Genomic DNA, 17,151 nt, shown 5'->3' with positions numbered 1-17,151 from the left:
CAGCAACACACCCTGGTCCGGCTGCCGGCCGTGCGCAGCCCATGGATGCACACGATCATCGAGAGCCAGCTCAGTGAGTGATGGCCGGGTTCAGTCCTCGAAGCCCTCCAGCTTCAGGGCGATGTGTTCGAGAGCGGTGAGATCGTCAGGCGCAAGCCGGTCGATGAAGTGGCGTCGTACCGAAGCGACATGCGCTGGGGCGGCATTCTCGAGTGTGTCCAGACCGTGGTCCGTGAGAATGAGGAAGCAGCTTCTGCCATCGGCCGGGTCGGGTGCACGTCGCATGAGGCCGCGCGCTTCCATCCGGGTGGCGTGCCGGGAGAGACGGCTGCGGGACCATCCCATCTTGGTTGCCTGTTCACGCAGGGTGCTGGTGTGGTCGGGGCGCTCCGACAGCGTGCTGAGGACTTCGTAGTCGGGTTCGGAGAGTCCGGCTGCGGTCAGGTCACGCGCTGTGCCTGTCTGCACGGCGATCATCATGCGGCGGAAGGCCCGCCACGCTCGCTCCTCGTCCGGGTTCAGCCAGCGCGCAGTCGCGGCCGACAATTTCTTTGACATGTAATCAATCTACCGCCTAATCTTCGTTTCCATGTCAACGAAAACGGTGCGTGTCCTCGTGGTCATCTGCAGCACTCGCCCCGGCGCCCTCGGCCCGGCGGTCGGGACGTGGCTGACCGAGACGATCGGGCCTCGTGCCGTGGACCTCGGTGTCGAGCTTGCGCCTATAGCCCTCGGTGACCTTGGTCTGCCGTTTCTCGACGAGGAGGAACACCCGTCTTCGGGTGTTTACCGACACGAGCACACGCAACGGTGGAGCGCGATGGTGGACGCCGCCGACGGCTTCATCGTGGTGACGCCCGAGTACAACTACGGGATGCCCGCGACCTTGAAGAACGCGCTCGACTACCTCGGCCGCGAGTGGGCGTGGAAGCCGATCGGCTTCGTCAGCTACGGAAACACCTCGGCCGGCACGCGGTCGGTCCAGCACGCCAAGCAGGTAGTGACCACGTTGCGTCTTGTGCCGTTGGGTTCCACGGTCGCGATGCGCATCAGTGACGCGGTGAAGGAGGAGCGAGTCCACCCGGACGCCGCTCTCGTCGGGGCAGCGGTCGGCGTCCTGGACGAGCTGGTCCGGCTTGCCCACGCTCTGCGGCCGATGCGCGAGCGGGTACGACCGGGACTACCGCCCGGTCCGTTGCCGGGCTCCTACACGAGGCGACTGGTCCCCGATGACACGTCAGAGGTCACCGTGCTGCAGCGGTGCTGTTGGCTGGATGAGGCCCTCGCCAACGACACCCTGGCCGTCCCCGCTCTGCACGAGTCGCCGGAGCAGGTGCGCGAGTGGCTGGCGACCTGGCATTCCACCGGCCTATGGCGCGACGGCCGGCTCCTGGGCATGGTGCGGGCCCGCCGCACCGGCACGGACTGGCACGTGGGCCGGCTCGGCGTCGTACCCGACCTGCGAGGTCAGGGTCTGGGTCGTTGGCTGTTGCGTACTGCCGAAGCCGCAGTCGAGCCGCATTGCCGTCGCATCGTGCTGTCCACGGGCGCTCGCAGTCGGCGGAACATCGACCTCTACCGGAGCGAGGGATACGAGTCGGCTTCATCCGGCAGCGGTGACGGGACCGTCTGCCTCACCAAAGACTTGACCCGACAGCTACAGGTTGAACCGTTCCAGGTTCGGTAGGGACTCGATCGTTTGAGAGGCGAAGGCTTCTTGATCAAAGTACTGCGCCAGCCCATCCCTTCTTGGGAAGATCGCAGCACCGCGATCCTTGAAGATGACAAAGCTGGTTGACCTCATGAGACCGACTCGCGTGATTCTTGCTGTGGCCGCAGGCGCTGTTGCCCCGGCGCTGTTACTCGCTACACCGTCCATGGCCGCCTCCATCACCCCCGCAGCCACCGTCGCGACGGCCAGCTCGCCCTACGACGAGATGAGTGCGGACGACCTGAGGGAGGCGATATCCCGCATCCTCGCCGACCCCGACAGCGGCAAGCGCGTGATCCGGGAGGCGGACGCGCTCCTCGACAGTGGCACCGTGGAGGAGATGCGCGCGCCCATAAGGGTTTCAAGGTGTTCCGCGGCGCTGGGTCGTCGAGCGGACCTTCGGCTGGCTCATGAACCACCGCCGCCCTCGCCCGCGACTACGAGACCCACTCCCACCGCTCCGAAGCCCGATCAAGCTGGCGATGGTCGACCTGATAAGCCGCCGGCTGACCAGGGAATCCACCCCGAAGTGGCGCGATACCTGAACTCCGAGTGCGTCAATGGAACGGGTGGGATCGCTGACTCGGACCGGGAGGGTCAAAGCTCACCCCGTTCTCGTCGAGTGCATTGAAGACAGTCACGCGCCCCGTCTCGAAGGCGAAGCTGATGTCGACGTTTCCCTGAGCGACGTCCCCGCCCGTCCATTCGAGAAGTTCGGCCGCCTTGAGTGGCAGCTCCCGCAGAGCCTGCAGCCCGGGAAAAGGTTCCGGGTGCCACTGCAGGTCGAAGCCGGGCCACCGGACTGGACAGGTGGGGTCGATCATGTTCCACGTCAGGGACAGATCGCCCAGCTTTTGATGGTTGATCTCGACCTGCTGGCCATCGAAGTCGAACAGCACCGGGCAGTCGCAGAACCACTCGTCATCCTTGAGGTCCCAGACCATCCAGACTCTCGTGAGCGTCCGGCCAGCAAGACCACGCAGCCGATGCCCATGCTCCTGCACGACGTCACTACGGCCGTCCAACCATGTTGGCTGGTAGCCCGCGATGCCGAAATCGAACATGACGTGATCTTGCCAGAGGCGCCCCTCCTGGGGTCAAAGATGCGCGATCACGAGGTCCCCGTCTACGCGACGGCTGATCCCCGTACCGGCATCACGCCGTCCCACCTGCGCTACCTCTTCAGGTACTGCGTTGAGGCGCGGTGCGAGACGTCAGTGCCGGCGGAAACGTAGCGGGTCTCTTTGGATGACCGGCTCATCGACCACGAATCCGGCGTCGACCTCGACGGATACGTCTGGGGCGTGAAGTGGCATGCCTTTACCTGGGGGCCAAGCTCCTCCCCGTTCGAGCGGGCTCAGGAGACGCGGAGGAGCGTGGTGGCAGGGCGGATCGCGTCGGGGCCGAACTTGGCGAGGATGCGGCCGCTGACCTCTTCGGCCACGAGGCGGGCTTCGCGCGCCCGGTCGAGCTCGGACTTCGGATCCCGATCCCGTGCGCTCAGGCGGCGGCCATCAGGCCCAAGCGACGGCGTCCTCCACGGGCACGCGGGGCAGCCGCGGGAACCACGGGTCGGCACCGGGGTGGCCGATGTTGACCACGAGATGCGAACGCCAGCTGGTACCGGCGAAGAACTCCTCGTCCACACCGGCCCGGTCGAAGCCCGCCATGGGACCGGCCGCGAGCCCCGCTGCGCGCACCGCGAGTAGGAAGACCCCGGTTTGCAGTGCCGAGTTGTAGGCCGCGATGCCCTCGCGCTTCTCGTTCTGGTCGGCGAACGCCGCTCGCAGCATGTCCCCGCGGGCCGGGAAGACTGTCGGCATCTGCTCGTGGAAGTCGACGTCGTACGCCAGGATCGCCACGGCCGGCGCGCTGAGCGTCTTGGCCCTGTTGCCCTCGTCGAGATGCCGGCCGAGTCGCTCCTTGCCCGCGCGGGTGCGTACGAAGAGCACCCGCAGAGGCTGACCGTTGGCGGCGCTCGGCGACCAGCGGGCGAGTTCCCAGATCATGGCGAGTTCATCGTCGGCAACAGCCCTTGCGGCAAAGGCGTTCGCGGTGCGGGCCTCGGTGAACAGCACCTTTCGCCCGGCGTCGTCAAGGACATCGAGGGTCTGCTGCGGTTCGCGGTCAGTCGTGCTCATGTTCTCTCTCTTACTTCGGTTGTGCGGATGGTGTGGTGTGCCGAGGCGGGTTGACCACCCCGGCACACCACGCGGTGGGGACGGGGTTTGTGGAGCCGCCCGGGGCACAAGGGCCGGACTGTCACGTGGGCCTGTGGCCCCCGCGCCGTCGTCATGTGTGGTCTGCTGACCGCTTGTTCCGCTCCGCGCCCAGGTGGGTGAAGTAGGCGATCAGATCGGGGTTGTCGACCGCCGAGGGATTCAGGACCTGCTCGGCGGGGGCACCCTGGAGCAGGCGCTTGACGGGAACCTCGAGTTTCTTGCCGGTCTTCGTGTGTGGGAGGGCCGGTACGGCGAGGATCTCGTCGGGGACATGGCGGGGTGAGGCGCCCGCGCGGATCGCGTCGCGGATCTTCTCGCGCAGTGCGTCGTCCAGGCCGACCCCGTCGGCAAGGACGACGAAGAGGGGCATCCAGTAGCCGCCGTCCGGTTCCTCCGCGCCGATGACGAGGGCCTCGGTGATCTCGGGGAGACGTTCGACGACGTCGTGGATGTCGGCACTGCCCAGGCGCACGCCGTTGCGGTTGAGGGTGGCGTCGGAGCGGCCGTGGACGATCACCGAGCCGCGCGAGGTGAGCGTGATCCAGTCGCCGTGCTGCCATACACCGGGGTAGGCGCCGAAGTAGGCGTCGCGGTAGCGGCTGCCGTCGGGGTCGTTCCAGAAGTACAGCGGCATGGACGGCATGGGGCGGGTGACGACCAGTTCGCCGACACGGTCGAGGACCGGCGTTGCCTGGTCGTCGTAGGCGGCCAGCGCCACGCCCAGGCAGGGGGCGGACAGCTCCCCCGCCCAGACGGGGGTCGTGGAGGCGCTGCCGGCGAAGCCGGAGACGATGTCCGTGCCGCCGCTGGTGGAGGCCAGCTGGACGCCTGCGCCCACATGGTCGCGGACCCAGGGGTAGGCGGTGGCGGGCAGGGCGGAGCCGGTGCAGCCGACGACGCGGATGGCCGACAGGTCGTGCACTGAGGTTTCGATGCCCAGTTTGGCCATGGCCAGCAGGTACTGAGGACTGGTGCCGAAGACGGTGACCTTGTGACGGGCCGCCAGCTCCCACAGGACGTCCGGACGTGCCTGCGGTGCCGGGCTGCCGTCGTAGGTGCAGGTGGTGGCACCGGTCAGCAGGGTGGAGACGAGCAGGTTCCACATCATCCAGTGGGTGGTGGTGTACCACAGCAGGCGGTCCCCGGTGCCTAGATCGGTGTGCAGGCCGAGCATCTTGAGGTGTTCGAGCAGGACGCCGCCGTGGCCGTGGACGATGCCTTTGGGCAGGCCGGTGGTGCCGGAGGAGAACACCACCCACAGAGGGTGGTCGAACGGCACCGGGGCAAGAGAGAGGTCCTCAGTGCGAGTGGCCGCGTCCTCCCAGGACACCGCCAGCCCCGGGTGCCCGCCCTCGGGCCAGGCAAGGCCGACGTGCTCCACGCGCACCGTGGCCTTCAGCGTCGGCAGGGCGGTGGCGAGTTCGAACGAGGCGGCGCGGCGGTCGTGAGTGGTGCCGTTGAAGAGATAGCCGTCAGCGGTGATGAGCACCGTGGGTTCGAGCTGGGCGAAACGGTCGCCGACGGCCTTGGGTGAGTAGTCCTGGCCGCACACCGACCACACCGCGCCCAGACTGGCCGCAGCGAGGAAGGCGATGACAGCGTGGGGGGTGTTGGGCAGGTAACCCACCACCCGGTCGCCCTGTCCGACGCCCAGGTCGCGCAGGGTGGCTGCGACGGAGGCGACCCGGGTGCGCAGTTCCCGGCCCGTGATCTCGTAGCAGGCTCCGGTCTCGTCCAGCGCGGTGATGGCGGGAGCGTCCGGCTGCAGGTTGCGCAGCGCGTGGTGGGCGTAGTTGAGGGTGGCGCCGGGGAACCAGCGGGCGCCGGGCATGGTCTCCTCGGCCAGCACCCGTTCGTACCCGGTCGTCGCGTCGATGTCGAAGTACTCCCACACCGCGGCCCAGAACCCTTCGAGGTCGGTGACGGACCACTGGTGCAGGGCTCGGTAGTCCGTGGGGTCCTGGATCCCTTCAGCGCCTCCGTGCCGGGCTGCCCATCGGGCGAAGTCCGCTATGCGGCTGAGGGCGGCCGACTTCGGGTCGGGAGTGAAGAACGGTTCCGTATACGGCACAAGGTGCGGGCTGGTCATGGTGAGGTGCTCCAGTCAGGGGGCGGGCAGGGCGCCGGCGGTACGACGGGCCGTGTGCAGCAGGGGGGCCCAGGCGGCGGTGTCCGTGAAGTCGCCGGCGCCGACCGGGACGGTGTCCGTCACGACGCGGTCAGGGCGCAGCAGGACGGCGTCGGCACGGCCGCGTGCCAGCCAGCGGGCCAGGGTGCCGTCGTCGCCCAGTTCGTCGACGTGGATCGTCGGGGCGCCCAGTGCCGTGGCCACGGCCGTCATCTGCACCGTGGGCGGCACAGCGGTCAGGACGGCGAAGGAGTCTCCGAGGACGTCGTCGAGGCGCACTTGCCTGCCGTCGTGCCGTACCCAGGGCTGCGGGCAGAAAGTGCCTGCCAGCATGCGGCGGGTCAGCCTGGGGCGGCGCCGTACGAGTGGGCCGGCGGGCAGGGCGGGGCTGAGGTCACGGCTCACCGCCTCGGTCACGCCGGGGATGCGGCAGACCGCGCCCACCACGGCCCGGCGGAACGCCGCAGCGCGGTCCTGCCCGCCGGTCATGGCCCAGCCGACGGCGACCGCGATCCGGATCACATGGCGGGCGTGTGGCTTGCGCTCGCGTTCGTAGGTGTCCAGCAGCTTCTCCGGTGCGCCTTGTTGGAGGACGCGGGCGAGTTTCCAGGTGAGGTTGTTGGCGTCGCGCAGGCCGGAGCACAGACCCTGTCCGACGAAGGGCGGAGTGAGGTGGGCGGCGTCGCCCAGCAGGAAGAGACGCCCCCTGCGCCACCGGTCGGCGAGACGGGCCTGGAAGGTGTACTGCGCCTGCCGGATCACCTCGAAGTCGTCGCACTGCGAGGCCGGCAGGTCCACCCAGGGGGCGACCAGCACGCGCAGGCGCTCCCATCCGTCCGGACCGTCCAGGTTCTGGTCGTCGGCCAGCCGGAACTCCCAGCGGTAACGGTCCTCACTGATGCGCATGAAGGTGGCCGGCCGGGTCGGGCAGCAGATCTGCTCGGCGCCTTCCCAGGTACGCACCGAACGGCTGGTGCGTACGTCGATGACGCGCCAGCTCTCCTGGAAGTGCAGGTCCTCCCACTCGGTGCCGATGGCGTCACGGGTGAGACTGCCCGCACCGTCGCAGCCGAGGACGGCATCGGCCCACAGGTACTCCTCCTCGTCGCTGCCGTCGCGCCGGAAGGCGACCCGGACGGGGGCCGTCGAGTCGTTCGGTCCGTCGGTGTCCCCTGCGACGGACTCTGAGACGGACACGACCTCCACCCCGCTCCACAACTCGCACTCCGGACGGCGCGCCAAGGCGTCACGCAGCAGGCGTTCCAGCTCGGGCTGGTTGAACATGCTCAGCTGCGGGAAGCCGTGGAGTCCGTCCAGGGACCGCGGGAACTCGGTGATCACGCGGTGCCGGGCGTCCAGCAGCCGCAGCCCGGGCGCCGGGCGGGCGAGGGCGGCGAATTCCTCGTGGACGCCGATGCTCTGCAGGATCCGGCGGATCTCGTCGTCAACGACGACGGCGCGCGGCAGGGGGTAGATGTCCCGATGGCGTTCGAGGATCAGGCTGGGCACTCCCTGCCGGGCGAGCAGGAGGGCGGCGGTGACCCCGACGGGTCCCCCACCGATGATGACCACCGGCCTGCGGGATGAGGCCTTCACGGTGCGTCCGTGACGGGGGTGTGCTGCTCGCCGAGGTCGATCTGCCCGTCGGGGGTGGCGATCGTGGCGGTGATGAGGTCACCGTTGCGCAAGTAGCGAGGGTTCTTGGCCTGGCCCTTGAAGAAAGCCTTCCACTTCAGTGCGGGCGGCAGCAGAGCTGCGATCTTCTCGGCCGGCTTGGGCGGAGCCTTCAGGGCCGTACCGCCGGGAGTGCCGGTCAGCAGCAGGTCGCCCGGGTCGAGGGTCTGGAAGCGGGCGAGCAGGGTGAGCGCCTCTGCGGGCCGGACGATCATGTCGGCCAGCGTGCGGTCCTGGCGCGAGACACCGTTGACCGACAGCCGCAGCCGCAGGTTCAGCAGGTGGGCGAAGTCCTCGGGCTCCAGCAGGGCCAGGTACGGCCCCGTCGGCGTGAAGGTGGGGTAGGACTTGCTCTCGTAGAACTGGGTCTTGGTCAGCTGGACGTCGCGGGCGCTGACGTCGTTGGTCAGGACAAGCCCGGCGACGTAGCGCGGCAGGTCCTGCTCCTCGACGACGGTGCCCACCGGCAGGGTCGCGCCCATGACGAGGCCGAGTTCCACCTCGTAGTCGAGGAACTTCACGTGCGCGGGGCGCACGATCTTCTCGTGCGGTCCGCTGACCGAGCCGGACGCCTTACGGAAGAAGGTGGCCGGGATGTCGCCGGTGAAGCCCGAGTCCTTGGCGTGACTCCGGTAATTGACCATCTGGGCGACCACCCTGCACGGGGTGGTGACCGGAGGCAGCACCACCAGGTCAGCGACGGGCGTGCCGTTCTCGGCGGAGGCGGCGGCCTCGCGGACCGCGTCGCGGTCGGCCAGCAGTTCGGCGGTGGTGACCGCCTTGGTCTTGATGCGGACGGCGCGCTCGTCCCGGACGACCCACCAGCCTCCCCCACTCTCGGCTCCGCTCGAGCGGGAGGTGCCCCCAGTGGTGCGCAGAACGTTGGTGCTCATGAGCTCATCGCTTTCATCAGGCCCAGCAGGCGGGCGGGGTCCAGTTCGTTGTCGCCACGCAGGGCCGCCACGACCTCACGCAGCTTGGCGGGGGACGGGCTCGCGCCCAGGAAGTCACGGGTGACCGGCGGGCCCCACTGGGCCAGGCCGCTCCCCGACATCGGCGCCCAGCCCGGCTCCAGGTCGCAGGAGAACAGGTCACCGTCGGCGAAGTGCTCCAGCATGAAGTGATCGGGGTCGCGCCAGTAGTCGAACAGCTGGCTGCCCTGGATGTGCCGGCCGATGCCCCAGCTGCGCTGGTAGCCGCGCTCGGCCAAGTACTCCCCGCCGGCCCCGATCGCGTCGAGGTCGGTGACCTGGTAAGCCGAGTGGACGTAGCCGGTCCCGGGCCCCAGGTGCAGGGCCAGCGTGTGGTGATCGACGGCCACGCTCCCCTGGTCGCAGCGGATGAACGCCATCGTCGGACCGCGATCGCGCTGCCCGTCCAGGAACAGGAAGTCGGACACGATCAGGCCCAGCGTGTCCAGGTACCAGTCCAAGGTGCGGGAGAACACCCGGGTCTCCAGCACCACATGGCCCAGCCGCTGGATGCGGGACGGCTCGCGGGGCGGACGCTGGGTGACGTTCGTACGACGGTGACCGGTACCGAAGTTGAGCAGCAGCGTCTCCTGCTCGGGCAGCGCGGGCAGGTGCTCGGCGCAGTGCACGACCCGGACCGGCAGGCCCGAGGGATCGAGCAGGGCGACCGACTGCCCGCCTCCGGGTACGCCGATGTCCCGGACGGTACTGCCGGTGGCGCGGGCCAACCGGTCCAGGTCGGCGCGCTCGGCCGCGCGGAACGCCGGCCCGATGAAGCGCGACACACGCCCACGCCGGATCACCATGCAGGGCGAGCCGGCGAAGGTGCCGCGCAGCCACAGCTCGTCCTCGGTGCGGGCTGCGATCGCGAAGCCGAAGTCACGTGCGAAGACCTCGGCCCGGTTCAGGTCGGGCTTCTCGAACTCCAGCCAGGCCAGGTCGGCCGCCTTGATCACGGGATTCCGGGACCGTCCCGGATGCTCACCGCGCAAGGAGCCCTGCTCACTGTGGAGGTCTTGGTGGGGCGTCTGGGGAGCGGCCTGGTTAACGGGGGTGCGGGACATGGTGTCCTCCAAGCAACACTGCTGTAATGAGGAAATCATCAACTCTGTGGGAACCATCGTCAATAGCCCAGGCTGAAAAGATTGATGCTTTCATCAGTAATGGCGGACTCATCGTGACGGTTGTTACACTCGCCCTATGTCGACGTCGTCAGCCCCGCCCAGGAACCGCTTCGAACGACGCCGCGCCGAGACCCGTCAGGCGTTCGTCCGTGCGGCCCGGCAGATCCTCGCGGAGACCGGTGACACCAGCGCCAGCATCCAGGCCATCGCCGAACGCGCGGACGTCGGTTTCGGCTCCTTCTACAACCACTTCGAGTCCAAGACGGAACTGTTCGACGCTGCCGTAGCGGACGCGCTGGAGGAGTTCGGCCAGGTCATCGACGCGCGGGTGGAGGGGATCGAGGATCCCGCCGAGCTCGTCGCGGCGGGTTTCCGGCTCACCGCCCGGATGGCCGACTCCCACCCCGAACTCATGCGGATCCTGCGCGATCGCGGCCTGGCCCACATCCACTCCGAGAGCGGCCTGTCCCCGCGAGCGCGCCGCGATCTGGAGCGGGGCATCATCTCGGGCCGCTTCACCGGCACCGACCCGACCACGGCCCTGACCGCTCTGGGCGGGACTCTGCTGTCCCTGGTGGCGCTGAGGCTGGCCTGTCCCGACCTCGATGGCGACGAGGCGGCCTCCGATCTGGCCGAGATGGTCCTGCGCATGCTCGGCCTTGCCGCGGACGATGCGCACGAGGTCACCCGGCGCCCGCTGCCCGGACTCGACGGACCGTCAACGCTCCTCTGACCCAAGCGAAACGGCTCAGACCTGGAGCGCAGCGGACTGTGCTGTACGCCGTCGGCCGACGAGGAACACGGTCGCAGCCGCCTCACCCGTGGGATCCCGTCCAGGTGTCCCCGTGTTCTCCTCGGCGAGGGCCGGCATCAGTGCTTCCAGCGCCTGGGCGAGGACAGACGAGATGCCTCGCGAACACGCCTGCATACCGGCCACGTTGCAGGGCCGCGACGGGCCTCTTCGGGGGCCGGGGTTCTGGCTGCCGGAAACTGTGGGCGCCGGTGCTCCCTCAAGCACCGGCGCCCACTCACCCCTGCCCGAGGTGGATTGTTGTCCTGCTGACAGGCGTCAGGGGACGAGGATGAGGCGGATCGGATCGCCGATCTTGTTCTCGAGACGGTTGACCGCGTCGGCGGCGTCGGCAAGCGGGATGTGGTCCGTGATGGACGGGGCAAGGTCGAGCCGGCCGGCCGCAGCCAGCTGGACCAGCTCCGATACGGACTCGGGGAAGCCGCCGTAGTGGCCGCGCACCTGCTTCTGAAGGTAGTTGAAGGTCAGGCCCTCGGTGATGGTGAGCGGCCTGGGGCTGATGCCGACCAGGATCAGGGAGCCGCCCAGGCCGAGCACGGAGGCGGCTTGCTCGCGGACGGCGGGCACGCCGGCGCAGTCGAAGGCGAAGTCCAGGCCCTTCCCGGCGGTGGCCGCGCGGACCTGGTCTGCGAAGTCCGGGGCGGCTGGGTCCAGGGCGTAGTCCGCGCCGAAGGCAAGGGCACGCTCGCGGGCGCTGGGCAGCGGGTCGACGGCGATGATCGGCGCGGCGCCTACCAGGCGGGCGAGGCGCACGTTGTGTGCGCCGACTCCGCCCACGCCCCACACGCCGACGGACTGGGCAGGGCGTACGCCGGCGGTGGAGACGACGGCGGCGTAGGGGGTGGAGACCGCGTCGGGGATGATGGCGGCCTGATCGAAGGGGAGGCTGTCGGGGATGGGGATGAGAGTGTCCTCGCGGGCGACGGCGTACTGGGCCCAGCCGCCGTCGTAGTCGATGCCGGCGGTGAGCATCTGGGTGCACGGGCGGTGGCGTACGCAGCCGGCGCACTGACCGCAGGTCTTGCCGGCCTCCAGGGTGACGCGGGTGCCGACGGGCAGGTCGCGCTTGAGGTCGGGGCCGAGCGTGTGGATCACCCCGGACATCTCGTGGCCGACGGTGATCACGTCGGAGGTGGCGAACAGCGGGACGAGTGAGCCGTCGATGAGGTGGACGTCGGAGAGGCAGACGCCGGCGGCCTTGATCTCGATGAGGACCTCGCCCGGGCCGGGCAAGGGGACGGGGACCTCCTCCACGACGAACTTCTTGCTGTCCAGGTGGAAGCGTCCGGCGAGCATGGTGTCCATGGGGATCTGCTTTCTGTGAGCGGCACTCCCTCCCGGTTCGGACCGAGGGGTGCCGTGTGTCTGGCGGGCTTGTGGTGGCCGGGAGGCGTGCGAAGTGAACGGGACGGAGCGGCCGCACGCCTCCCGGGGGCGGGGGCACACGTCTTCCGGCGTGGGGCGGTCAGGCGAAGACGTCCTGCTGGTAGCGCTCGTCGGCCTCGAGCTGGGCGAGCCACTGCTGGGCGGCCTCGTCGTCGGCGCCGGTCCGCTCGCGGTAGATGGCCGCGAGGGCCTCGCGGACGGCGGGGGCCATGCGGCGGCCGTCGCCGCAGACGTAGATGTACGCGCCGTCTTCGATGGCCTGCCCCACCGTGTCGGCGGCGTCGGCGATGGCGTTCTGCACGAACCGGGCGGGGTGGCCGGTCACCGCGGAGAAGGCGGTGTGCACCTGGGCGATCCCGGCCTGCTCCCAGGCCTGCATCTCCTGCTTGTAGAAGTAGTCGTGCTCGGGGTGGCGGCAGCCGACGAAGACCTGGGACAGGCCCACCGTGATGCCGTTCTCCTGCTGCGTGGCGCGCTCCTCCAGGAATCCGCGCAGCGGCGCGATGCCGGTGCCAGGGCCGATGAGGACCAACGGCGTGGCCGGGTCGGCCGGCGGGGCGAAGGTCGGGGAGGGCACGCGCACGTAGCCGTAGAAGACGTCTCCGGGTTCGAGGTCTCCGATGTAGGAGGAGCAGGTGCCGCGGTACTGGCCGTCGCCGGACAGAGCCGGGCCCTCCAGCAGGCCCACGGTCAGGCGCACGTGGCGCGGGTTGGCCAGCGGGGCGGAGGAGATGGAGTAGAACCGCGGGCGGATCGGGCCCATCAAGTCCAGGAACACCGCCAGCGGCAGCTCGACCGCAGGGAAGCGCTCCAGCAGGCCCAGCACCGAGACCCGCTTGCCGAGGATCTCGCTCTGGTAGCGCTCCTGGGCTTCGGTGGTGTCGGCCGTGTAGGACTGCAGCTGCGGCCGGGTCCACGGACACTGGGTGTACTCGGCCAGCGTCTGGATCTGAGAGCGGGTGGCCACGTCCTGCAGCTCCACGAACTCGGTGAGCAGCAGGCCGGCGGTGACCGGCGTACCCACCGGCAGGTGGGTACGGCCGCCGGCCGGCAGGGCCAGGCGCAGCACTTGGTCGCGGTCGACGCCGAGTCCAGCCAGGGCACGGTCGACCAGGGCCGGCTCGTTCTTGGCGAAGACGGCCAGGTGGTTGCCGGTGTCGTAGGTGACACCCTCGGGGAGCTCGATGGTGATGGACTTCGCGGACGGACGCGGCGGCTCAAGGCTGAAGTCCCACAGCCCGGTGGCGTCGGCCACGAGTTCCTCGTTGGCCACCACCGTGAGGGGGTAGGCCTGCTCGGAGACGATCGCGGGGCGCACGTCCGCCTCGGTGAGCAGCTGGACCTGGTAGCGCGGGCCGCCGGCCTGGGAGGTGTCGGCGGCGTACTCCTCGGCCAGGGTGGCCCACAGGGTGTCCATCCAGCGGGAGGCCATGCCGTCGAAGTCACCGGCCGCGTCCGCGACACCGCGCTCGATGAGGGGGGTGGCGCCGGCGGCTAGCAGGCCTGCCTCGATCCGCTTGGGGAAGCCCTGGTAGGTGGCCACCCACTGGGTGTTGCCGGCACCCAGCAGCGCGAACCGCACGTCCTTCAGCGAGCCCGCCGGGAGTCCGGCGGCGAGCAGGTCGTCGAAGTACTGCGCGTTGTCGGGCGCCTTGCCGTTGTAGCTGGAGGCGACGACCACGAGCAGGCCCTCGGTGGGCAGGTTGTCGCCCAGCTCGTCCAGGCCGACCAGGGTGGTGCCGAACCCGGAGCGCTCGCTGCGGTCGGCGATGGTGCGAGCCAGGTCCTCGCACGAACCGAGGCTGGAGCCGTAGGCGACGGTCAGGTTCAGCCCGACACCGCTGACCGTGGCCTGCGCCTGCGTGTCGTCGGTCTGCAGGTCCGCGGCGCCGAAGACGGTCCGCTCGTGCTCCTGACGGGTCCGCACCTTCAGTTCGAAGCCGCCGGGCTTGCGCGTCAGCGCCTCCTTGACATCCATCTGGTAGTCGGTGGTGTCGGCGAACTTGAAGTTCTGCAGCACCAGCGCGAGGGCCAGACGGGCCTCGGTGAGCGCGAACTGCCGGCCGATGCAGGCACGCACGCCGTTGCCGAACGGCTTGTAGGCATGCGGGTGGTGTTGGGCGCGGTTCTCCGGCAGCCACCGGTTGATGTCGAACTCGTCGGGCCGGTCCCACGCCTTGGGGTGGGTGTGCAGCGGGCCCTCGAGGATGTTGACCCGCGCTCCCTTCTTCAGCTCGTAACGGCCACCGAGGACGGTTTCCTCCAGCGGGGACTTGCCGATCATCGGGATGGGAGCCCACAGGCGCAGGGTCTCCTCCAGGATCCGCGGGATCACATCCATCTTCATGATCGTGTCGTAGTCCGGAACCGTGTCGCCCGGCAGCAGCCGGTCCACCTCGGCGTAGGCCTGGGCCAGCACGTGCGGGTTGCGCATCAGCGAGTACGTGGCGAACGACAGCAGACCACTCGTGGTCTCGTGACCGGCGATCAGGAACGTCAGCACCTGGTCACGGACGTTGTCGTCGTCCAGCCGCTTGCCGGTCTCCGGGTCGGTGGCCTCCAGCATCAGGCCCAGCAGGTCATCCCCACCGGTGCCCTTCCCCTCGCGACGCTCCTTGATCACGCTCTCGACCAGGTCCTGCATCAGCTGGATGTTCCCCCGGTACTTCCTGTCGTCCGCCTTGCGCATCTTGGTCATCATCGGCAGCTCCTGCGAGCGCCTCAGCGACTCGATCAGAGCCTCCAGAAGCGCGTTGAGGAAGGGGTGCAGCTCCTCCTTGTCGAAGGAGTTGAACTGGTAGCCGAATCCCGACAGGGCGATCGTGTCCAGGGTCAGCCGGGTGTAGTCATCGGTGATGTTGACCGCCTTGCCCTCCCTGCGCTCCCACTTGCCCACCAGGTTCTGGGCGATCTCCAGCATCTGCCCGTAATAGGCCTTCATGGCCCGCTGGCTGAAGGCCGGCATCAGGACCCGGTGCGCCATGCCCCATTCCTCTTCGTGCTGATGAGCCGTGAACAGGGCCGCCCCCGCGTAGTCCCGGACATGGGCCAGCGGCGTCTTGTCGATCTGCTTGAAGAACCGCGTCTCGTCACAGACCTCGGCCACCAGGTCCGGGTCATAGACGAAGACCTGCTCGATGCCGGCGATGTCCATGCCGTAGATGCCCTCGGGGAACTGCTTGGCCAGCTTGCCGAAGTAGTCGACCGGGTTGGTGCTGGGAATCTGCGGCGTGTGACCGAGCAGGGGGATCCCGCGCGGGGACCGGATGGGACGCAGGGCGGTCTCGGGCTGCGTGGTCATGACGTGCTCCTTCGTGCGGAGAGAGGCGGCGAGCAGGGGCTGTTCTATGGGGGGAGCCCGGACGAGTAGGGGGGACCCAGTTTCCATACACTGTATGGAAACTGCTTTCAGTGGTACCATACAACGTATGGAAACTCCAAGAAGCGCTTCCCGGGGGACGAGGAAGAGGGACGTGCCGCTCACGAAGGACGGCATCTACGACATGGCACTGCGGCTCATCGACGCCGACGGAGTCGAGGCCCTGACCATGCGCAAACTCGCGACCGCGCTGAACGCGAACCCGATGTCGCTGTACCACCACGTGCCGAACAAGGACGCCGTGCTGCAGGGCGTGGCGCGCACGGTCGGCGCCCAGTTCCGCACCGCGACCCGGGAAGACGCTGCCTGGCAGGACCGCATCCGCCAACTAGCCGAAGACTTCCGTACGCTGGCGCACCGCCATCCCGAGCTCATGACCTACTCGTTCGCGCGACCGGACTTCATCCAGCCCGAAGACCCCTTCTGGCTCGGACTCACCGCCGTGCTGGAGGACGCGGGTGTGCCGGAGGCAGAGACCCCGCAGGTGGCTGCTCCCGTCTGCGCCGCCGTGCTCGGCGTGCTGATCGCCGAAGTCAACGGGGCGCTTCACCAGTGGTCGGCTCTCCTGCCGACCGGCGATGGCGATGGCGGGCGTGCGGATACAGGCCCCGATGACAGCCGAATGTTCCGCCTGGCGCTGGAGATGATCATCGCGGGACTGGACAGTCGGCTCACCTCCGAACGTATCGGCCGGGACAGCAGTGACAGCTCTTGACTTCCTCCCCCTCCTGAAGGAGGGGGATTCCTACGGCTCGCGCCGTGGGGTTTCCTGCTTCGTCGCCGACTGCCCGCCCGGAGTGCTCCGTTGAGGTCTTACGCCAGCTCCACAGGCTGTCACCGCCAGTCCGGCGGCCAGCAGGTTCTTCGCCGCGTTCACGTCCCGGTCGTGGATCGTGCCGCAGTCACACGTCCAGGTACGGACATGCAACGGCATCCGCTCCCGGAGGGTGCCGCAGGCGGAGCACAGCTTGGAGGAGGGGAACCACCGGTCGACGGCGATCACCTCGCGTCCGTACCACTGGGCTTTGTACTCCAGCAGGCTCCGCAAGTCCGCCCATGCCGCGTCCGAGACGGCCCGGGCCAGGCTCCGGTTCTTGACCATGTTGCGGACGGTCAGGTCCTCGATCACGAGCGTTTGGTTCTCACGCACGAGTCGAGTGGTCAGCTTGTGCAGGGTGTCGCGGCGGCGGTCGGCGATCCTGGCATGGATCTTCGCGACCTTGCGGCGGGCTTTGGCCCGGTTCGCGCCGTCGCCTCTGGCCTTCTTCGCCAGTCGGCGCTGCGCTTTGGCGAGGGTGGCGCGGTCGCGGCGTTCGTGCCTCGGGTTGGTGATCTTCTCGCCGGTCGACAGGGTCAGCAGGTGGGTCAGGCCGACGTCGAGACCCACGGCCGTGTCCGTGGCAGGCAGGGGCTGGACGGACGGATCGTCGCACAGCATCGAGACGAACCAGCGTCCGGCCGCGTCCTGCGAGACGGTCACCGTCGAGGGGGACACGCCGGCGGGCAGCGGCCTGGACCAGACGATGTCCAGCGGCTCACGCATCTTCGCGAGCGTCAGTCGGCCGTCCCGGAAACGGAACCCGCTGCTGGTGTACTCGGCGGACTTCCGCGACTTCTTCCGGGACTTGAACCGCGGGTACTTCGCCCGCTTGCCGAAGAAGTTGGTGAACGCCACCTGCAGGTGCCGCAAAGCCTGCTGCAACGGAACCGACGACACCTCGTTCAGGTACGCCAGTTCCTCGGTC

The 17,151-nt window shown here is 68.9% G+C and carries 13 protein-coding genes and 1 pseudogene; 4 read left to right on the top strand and 10 right to left on the bottom strand.

Annotation, left to right across the window (positions count from 1 at the left end; translation table 11 throughout):
• Positions 1–90 precede the first annotated feature (90 nt).
• Entirely contained in the window at positions 91–558 is a 468-nt protein-coding gene (locus tag ACFWBT_RS33440) for a MarR family winged helix-turn-helix transcriptional regulator (RefSeq protein ID WP_385706733.1), read from the bottom strand.
• Positions 559–589: 31 nt separating this feature from the next.
• Between ACFWBT_RS33440 and ACFWBT_RS33435 the strand changes: the two genes are divergently transcribed.
• Positions 590–1,687, top strand: a complete 1,098-nt coding sequence (locus ACFWBT_RS33435; RefSeq protein WP_385706732.1) for a GNAT family N-acetyltransferase — start codon at positions 590–592, stop codon at positions 1,685–1,687.
• 380 nt (positions 1,688–2,067) lie between these two features.
• A pseudogene (locus tag ACFWBT_RS33430) lies at positions 2,068–2,256 on the top strand (transposase); the annotation flags it as partial.
• 12 nt (positions 2,257–2,268) lie between these two features.
• Here the strand turns inward: ACFWBT_RS33430 and ACFWBT_RS33425 are convergent.
• The 6 genes from ACFWBT_RS33425 to ACFWBT_RS33400 all read right to left on the bottom strand — a co-directional run bounded on the left by ACFWBT_RS33425 (position 2,269) and on the right by ACFWBT_RS33400 (position 9,770).
• Complete coding sequence (locus ACFWBT_RS33425; protein WP_385706731.1) at positions 2,269–2,775, bottom strand: hypothetical protein; 507 nt, start codon at positions 2,773–2,775, stop codon at positions 2,269–2,271.
• 450 nt (positions 2,776–3,225) lie between these two features.
• Positions 3,226–3,852, bottom strand: a complete 627-nt coding sequence (locus ACFWBT_RS33420; RefSeq protein WP_385706730.1) for a malonic semialdehyde reductase — start codon at positions 3,850–3,852, stop codon at positions 3,226–3,228.
• A 151-nt stretch (positions 3,853–4,003) separates the two neighbouring features.
• Positions 4,004–6,022, bottom strand: coding sequence for an acetoacetate--CoA ligase (locus ACFWBT_RS33415; RefSeq protein WP_385706729.1), 2,019 nt, complete (start codon positions 6,020–6,022; stop codon positions 4,004–4,006).
• 15 nt (positions 6,023–6,037) lie between these two features.
• The gene (locus ACFWBT_RS33410) at positions 6,038–7,657 is read right to left on the bottom strand and encodes a bifunctional 3-(3-hydroxy-phenyl)propionate/3-hydroxycinnamic acid hydroxylase (RefSeq protein ID WP_385706728.1); all 1,620 of its coding nucleotides are present in this window, start codon (positions 7,655–7,657) and stop codon (positions 6,038–6,040) included.
• Positions 7,654–8,628: a fumarylacetoacetate hydrolase family protein gene (locus tag ACFWBT_RS33405; RefSeq protein ID WP_385706727.1), complete on the bottom strand. Its 975-nt coding sequence runs from the start codon at positions 8,626–8,628 to the stop codon at positions 7,654–7,656. Before ACFWBT_RS33405 ends, ACFWBT_RS33410 begins: the two co-directional genes overlap by 4 nt.
• Positions 8,625–9,770, bottom strand: coding sequence for a VOC family protein (locus ACFWBT_RS33400; RefSeq protein WP_385706726.1), 1,146 nt, complete (start codon positions 9,768–9,770; stop codon positions 8,625–8,627). Before ACFWBT_RS33400 ends, ACFWBT_RS33405 begins: the two co-directional genes overlap by 4 nt.
• A gap of 136 nt (positions 9,771–9,906) precedes the next feature.
• On the opposite strand from ACFWBT_RS33400, the gene ACFWBT_RS33395 reads away from it, so the two are divergent.
• Positions 9,907–10,563 carry a TetR/AcrR family transcriptional regulator gene (locus ACFWBT_RS33395; protein WP_385706725.1) on the top strand — a complete coding sequence of 219 codons (657 nt, stop codon included), beginning with the start codon at positions 9,907–9,909 and terminating at the stop codon, positions 10,561–10,563.
• A gap of 336 nt (positions 10,564–10,899) precedes the next feature.
• Here ACFWBT_RS33395 and ACFWBT_RS33390 read toward each other — a convergent pair whose 3' ends face one another.
• A complete protein-coding gene (locus ACFWBT_RS33390; RefSeq protein WP_385706724.1) occupies positions 10,900–11,946 on the bottom strand; it encodes a zinc-binding dehydrogenase in 1,047 nt (348 codons plus the stop codon).
• Positions 11,947–12,106: 160 nt separating this feature from the next.
• Positions 12,107–15,328, bottom strand: coding sequence for a cytochrome P450 (locus ACFWBT_RS33385; protein ID WP_385706723.1), 3,222 nt, complete (start codon positions 15,326–15,328; stop codon positions 12,107–12,109).
• A gap of 202 nt (positions 15,329–15,530) precedes the next feature.
• Between ACFWBT_RS33385 and ACFWBT_RS33380 the strand changes: the two genes are divergently transcribed.
• A complete protein-coding gene (locus ACFWBT_RS33380) occupies positions 15,531–16,121 on the top strand; it encodes a TetR/AcrR family transcriptional regulator (protein ID WP_385706722.1) in 591 nt (196 codons plus the stop codon).
• Positions 16,122–16,151: 30 nt separating this feature from the next.
• Here ACFWBT_RS33380 and ACFWBT_RS33375 read toward each other — a convergent pair.
• Positions 16,152–17,151: RNA-guided endonuclease InsQ/TnpB family protein (locus ACFWBT_RS33375; RefSeq protein WP_385706721.1), on the bottom strand; the 1,000-nt coding region annotated here is incomplete at its 5' end.

It is taken from the genome of Streptomyces sp. NPDC060027 (assembly GCF_042737005.1).
Classification (GTDB): Bacteria; Actinomycetota; Actinomycetes; order Streptomycetales; family Streptomycetaceae; genus Streptomyces.
This window is presented reverse-complemented; position numbering and strand designations above follow the sequence as displayed.

Excerpts from the sequence above, each read along its gene's own strand:
- ACFWBT_RS33440 (WP_385706733.1), bottom strand. The coding sequence starts at position 558 with ATGTCAAAGAAATTGTCGGCCGCGACTGCGCGCTGGCTGAACCCGGAC.
- ACFWBT_RS33385 (WP_385706723.1), bottom strand. The coding sequence starts at position 15,328 with ATGACCACGCAGCCCGAGACCGCCCTGCGTCCCATCCGGTCCCCGCGC.
- ACFWBT_RS33420 (WP_385706730.1), bottom strand. The coding sequence starts at position 3,852 with ATGAGCACGACTGACCGCGAACCGCAGCAGACCCTCGATGTCCTTGAC.
- ACFWBT_RS33405 (WP_385706727.1), bottom strand. The coding sequence starts at position 8,628 with ATGAGCACCAACGTTCTGCGCACCACTGGGGGCACCTCCCGCTCGAGC.
- ACFWBT_RS33395 (WP_385706725.1), top strand. The coding sequence starts at position 9,907 with ATGTCGACGTCGTCAGCCCCGCCCAGGAACCGCTTCGAACGACGCCGC.
- ACFWBT_RS33400 (WP_385706726.1), bottom strand. The coding sequence starts at position 9,770 with ATGTCCCGCACCCCCGTTAACCAGGCCGCTCCCCAGACGCCCCACCAA.
- ACFWBT_RS33435 (WP_385706732.1), top strand. The coding sequence starts at position 590 with ATGTCAACGAAAACGGTGCGTGTCCTCGTGGTCATCTGCAGCACTCGC.
- ACFWBT_RS33425 (WP_385706731.1), bottom strand. The coding sequence starts at position 2,775 with ATGTTCGATTTCGGCATCGCGGGCTACCAGCCAACATGGTTGGACGGC.
- ACFWBT_RS33380 (WP_385706722.1), top strand. The coding sequence starts at position 15,531 with ATGGCACTGCGGCTCATCGACGCCGACGGAGTCGAGGCCCTGACCATG.
- ACFWBT_RS33390 (WP_385706724.1), bottom strand. The coding sequence starts at position 11,946 with ATGGACACCATGCTCGCCGGACGCTTCCACCTGGACAGCAAGAAGTTC.
- ACFWBT_RS33415 (WP_385706729.1), bottom strand. The coding sequence starts at position 6,022 with ATGACCAGCCCGCACCTTGTGCCGTATACGGAACCGTTCTTCACTCCC.